This window comes from Bradyrhizobium sp. 62, from assembly GCF_023073035.1.
In the GTDB taxonomy this organism is placed as follows: domain Bacteria; phylum Pseudomonadota; class Alphaproteobacteria; order Rhizobiales; family Xanthobacteraceae; genus Bradyrhizobium.
The window spans coordinates 482,656-487,117 of sequence record NZ_JADPIT010000016.1 but is presented as its reverse complement, the minus strand read 5'-3'; the positions used below and the strand labels follow the sequence as shown (position 1 = coordinate 487,117).

The window sequence follows — 4,462 nt, the reverse complement described above, 5'->3', positions numbered from 1 at the left end:
TGGGGTTGTTTTCGCGTTTTTTTGTTTTGAGGTCACCAAGACCTCAGGTCGGCGCTAGCGATTCCCGCCGAACAGCCGGTCCATCAGCCAGCCGTCGAGCCCTGCGGCTGCCTCCGGCCGCGCATTGGCGCGCATGGGGGGCGGGCGATAGGCGCCGTTGTTGGCAGGTGCCGGCGCGGGCGCTGCCGCTGTCGGCGGCGACACCTGCGATGTTGCCTGCGCCAGGTTCGACAGACCCCAGCCACCTGGAGAGCTCGGCAAGGCTGCCACCGGCACGCCTTCGTGCGCCGTCTTCATGAAGCGCGACCAGACTTCGACCGGCAGGCCGCCGCCGGTTGCCTTCTTGGTCGGCGAGTTGTCGTCATTGCCGAGCCACACGCCGGTGACGAGGTTGGCGGTGTAGCCGATGAACCAGGCGTCACGGTAGTCCTGGCTGGTGCCGGTCTTGCCGGCCGCCGGCCAGCCCGGGATCTCCGCCTTCTTGGCGGTGCCGCTGATCAGCGTTTCCCGCATCATCGCGTTCATCATGCCGACATAGCGCGGGTCGACCACCTGATTGTGCTCGTCCGCCTGGCGCATGTAGAGCAGCTTGCCACCGAGCGTCCTGATCCGCGTGACGACATGCGGCGTCGCCGTGAAGCCGCCATTGGCGAAGGGTGCATAGGCGCCGACCAGCTCGACCATCGAGACTTCGGAGGTGCCGAGCGCGATCGAGGCGTTGGGCTCGAGTTTCGACGAGATGCCGAGCCGGTGCGCGGTGCGCACCACGTTCTTCGGGCCGACCTCGAGGCCGAGGCGGATGGCGACCGTGTTGAGCGACATCGCGAGCGCCTGGGTCAGCGTCACCGCGCCGAAATATTCGTGGGTGTAGTTCTCGGGTCTCCAGCCCTTGACCTCGATCGGCGCGTCCTGCCGGAGGGTGTCGGGCGTCAGTCCCTGCTCGAGCGCGGTCAAGTACACGAACGGCTTGAACGAGGAGCCCGGCTGGCGCCTGGCGGTGACGGCGCGATTGTACTGGCTCTCGGAATAGTTCCGGCCGCCGACCATGGCGCGCACCGCGCCGTCAGGCGTCATCGCCACCAGCGCGCCCTGGCTGACGTTGAACTTCACGCTCTTGGCTGCGAGCTCGTCGATGATGGCGGCTTCCGCCACGCTCTGGAGCTTCGGATCGATCGTGGTCTCGACCTTGATGCTCTCGTCGATCTGGCCGACCAGATCGTCCAGCACCTCGCCGATCCAGTCGGCGACGTAGTTGATCGTGCCGGCGCCGACCGGCTTCACATTGTAGGAGGGTTGGCCGATCGAGGCCTGCGCCTGCGCCTCAGTGATGAATTTGGCATCGGCCATCGCCGTGAGCACGATTTTCGCGCGTGCTTCCGCGCCCTCGGGGTTGCGGTTCGGCGCCAGCCGCGAAGGCGACTTGACGAGGCCGGCCAGCATCGCTGCTTCCGCGACGGTGACGTTCTTGGCCGACTTGCCGAAATAGCGTTGCGCGGCGGCCTCGACGCCATAGGCGCCGGAGCCGAAATAGACGCGGTTGAGATAGAGCTCCAAGATCTCGTTCTTGGAATGTTTGCGCTCCAACCAGATCGCGAGCTCCGCTTCCTGCAGCTTGCGCGCCATGGTGCGCTCCTGGGTCAGGAACAGGTTTTTCGCCAGTTGCTGCGTCAGCGTCGAGCCGCCCTGCGACACGCCGCGATGGAGCACGTTGGTGACGAGCGCGCGCAGGATGCCGACGGGATCAATGCCGAAATGCGAATAGAAGCGGCGGTCTTCGATGGCGATGAACGCCTTGGGCAGATATTGCGGCAGATCCTTCAGCGAGACGTTGGCGCCGGCCATCTCGCCGCGCTGTGCCAGCATGCTGCCGTCGATGCCGACGATCTGGATCGTCGGTGGCCGCTTGGGGATTTCCAGCGACTGGATCGGCGGCAGATGAGCGCCGACATAGATCACGACGCCGATCACGGCGATCGCGCCCCACAGGCCCAGCACCGCGCCCCAATAGACTAGGCGGCCAAGGCTTGCGCCGATGCGTGACTTGGATCGGCGCTTGGCACTGCCGCGGCCGGCCGGCGCCTTCCGCTCGCGCGGCGGCTCGTCGCCGGCATCCTCGCTCTTGCGCTTGGCGGATGATTTCGTTGATTTCTTCGGCTTGTCATCGCCGCCAGGAATCCGGTCGGCGGCGGTCAGGCGCAGATCGGCGAGTGCTGCAGGCAAGCCGAACAGCGGCTCCTTGCGCCCACCCTTTTTCTTTCCCAACCCCATACGCAAACGCCCGGTCAGCCCGCCCCGCCGCACGCTAGCGGTCGCTGTTTAAGGCCCGGTTACCCAGAGCTTAACGCGTGATTAGGAGGTGCGGCATTCGATGGCCGCAGTTCCGCTGGGAGGTCGGCAGAGCTAGGATCGCCGGCATAAAACAAGAGGAAACTCAGATGGGCCACATCGATCCGACCAAGGAGATTTTCGCGCAGTTCCGGGACAACGACCGCCCCGGCCCGATCCACATGCTCAACCTGGTGCGCTTGCGCGAGGAAGCGGCCTATCCGGATGGCCGCAAGGCGAGCGGCGCGGAAGCCTATGCGGCCTATGGCCGCGAGAGCGGCCCAGTGTTCGAACGCCTCGGCGGCCGCATCGTCTGGCAGGGCAAATTCGAGCTGACGCTGATCGGCCCGGAGACCGAGCGCTGGGACCACTGTTTCATCGCCGAATACCCAAGCGTCGCCGCCTTCGTCGAGATGATCCGCGATCCCGTCTACCGCGAAGCGGTGAAGCACAGGCAGGCCGCGGTGGAGGATTCACGGCTCATTCGGCATGCGGTGCTGCCGGTCGGAAAGAACTTTGGCGAGGTGCCGGATTGATTTGCCGTCATGGCCGGCTTGACCCGGCCATCCACGCCTTCCTTTGCTTGCCGCAAGAACGTGGATGCCCGGGACAAGCCCGGGCATGACGACGTTGAGGCAGTTGCTTACGAGAACTAACCCGCCGGACTCGCATCCTCAATGATCGGGCCGAACAGCTCCCAGCGTTCGCCGTTGAACTTCATCATCTGAAGCTGCTTGTTGACCCGGTAGTCGGTCGGTGAGGTGTTGGCCTTGATGCCGGGCAACGCGGTGTCGCTGGTCACGTCCTTCAGCGACGCGGCCTGCTTCATCACGTTCTCGCGCGTGAGGTCGTCGCCGCACTGCTTCAGCACATGGACCAACAGCTGCGCCGTGCTGTAGCCGTAGGTGTTGAAGTTCGAATCCTTGTCGCCATCCGGATAATACTTGGCCATGAAGTCGAAATACCTCTTAAGGCCGGCATCGTCCTTCCAGGTCGGATCGAGCGGTTCCTTGCCGTAATTGACGCTGATCAGGCCCTTGGCGGCGTCGAGGCCGGCCGGCTTCAGCACCGCGCCGACCGAGGTGGCGTTGATGTCGACGATCTGCACCGGATGCCAGCCCATCTCGGCGATCTTCTTGATCGCCTGCGCCGCCTGCTTCGGCGTGGTGGCGCTGAAGAACAAATCGGCGCCGGCATCCTTGATCTTGAGGATCTGCGAGTCGACGGTCGGATCGGAGACTTCGTAGGAAGCTTCAGTCACGATCATCTTGGCAGCCTTGTCGCCGAGGCCGGCCTTGATGCCGTTCAGATAGTCCTTGCCGAGGTCGTCGTTCTGATAGAGCACGCCGATCTTGGCGTTCGGATGCTCCTTCAGTATGTACTGTCCGTAGATGCGGCCTTCGACGAAGTAGTTGGGGTTGAAGCCCATCGTCCACGGAAAGTTCTTCGGATCCGTGAACCTCGAGGCTCCGGTCGCCGCGAACAGTTGCGGCACCTTCTTCGAATTGAGATATTTCTGCACGGCTGCGTTCACCGGCGTGCCAATGATCTGGAAGGTCAGCAGAACCTCGTCGCTTTCGACCAGCTTGCGAATCTGCTCCACGGCTTTCGGCGGCGAGTAGGCGTCGTCATACTGGATCAGATTGATCTTGCGGCCGTTGACGCCGCCCTGGTCGTTGATCATCTTGAAATAGGCGGCCTGGGTCTTGCCGATCGACGAATAGGCCGACGCCGGTCCAGAAAACGGCATCGTCTGGCCGACCTTGATCTCGGTATCGCTGGCACCCGGATCATATTTCTTCTGGGCATTGGCCGCCGAGACCGACAGCGCCAGGGTCAGCGCCGTTGCCGTGGCCAGATGCAGAATTCCATTCCTCATTCGCATTTCCTCATTGTTTATTGCCGGTGATCAATCGGGTGCGCTCATGCGCACGGGGCGTCACCGCTGAGGTCGAGTGTGAATGAGGCATTGCTGCAACGCAAGGTGGGCGTGCACCCGCAGTTCGTAGGATACGCAACGTCTCAGCAAGTTCGTTAAGGTGGGCACAGCCCCGGCGGATGCGCGAAGTGCAGTCCGCCGGGCGTAGCCCACCCTATGAAATCTCCGAGAGACTAACCCGCTGGACCCGCATCCTCC

General features: G+C 63.6%; 3 protein-coding genes. 1 reads left to right on the top strand and 2 read right to left on the bottom strand.

Going from position 1 to position 4,462, the window contains the following annotated elements; all coding sequences use genetic code 11:
- Nucleotides 1-54: 54 nt before the first annotated feature.
- Nucleotides 55-2,268, bottom strand: coding sequence for a penicillin-binding protein 1A (locus tag IVB47_RS21255; RefSeq protein ID WP_247463961.1), 2,214 nt, complete (start codon nt 2,266-2,268; stop codon nt 55-57).
- Between the two features lie 167 nt (nt 2,269-2,435).
- Between IVB47_RS21255 and IVB47_RS21250 the strand changes: the two genes are divergently transcribed.
- Entirely contained in the window at nt 2,436-2,861 is a 426-nt protein-coding gene (locus IVB47_RS21250; RefSeq protein ID WP_247463958.1) for a DUF1330 domain-containing protein, read from the top strand.
- Between the two features lie 116 nt (nt 2,862-2,977).
- On the opposite strand, the gene IVB47_RS21245 is transcribed toward IVB47_RS21250, so the two are convergent.
- A complete protein-coding gene (locus IVB47_RS21245; protein WP_007615994.1) occupies nt 2,978-4,204 on the bottom strand; it encodes an ABC transporter substrate-binding protein in 1,227 nt (408 codons plus the stop codon).
- Nucleotides 4,205-4,462 lie beyond the last annotated feature (258 nt).

Excerpts from the sequence above, each read along its gene's own strand:
- IVB47_RS21255 (WP_247463961.1), bottom strand. The coding sequence starts at position 2,268 with ATGGGGTTGGGAAAGAAAAAGGGTGGGCGCAAGGAGCCGCTGTTCGGC.
- IVB47_RS21250 (WP_247463958.1), top strand. The coding sequence starts at position 2,436 with ATGGGCCACATCGATCCGACCAAGGAGATTTTCGCGCAGTTCCGGGAC.
- IVB47_RS21245 (WP_007615994.1), bottom strand. The coding sequence starts at position 4,204 with ATGAGGAATGGAATTCTGCATCTGGCCACGGCAACGGCGCTGACCCTG.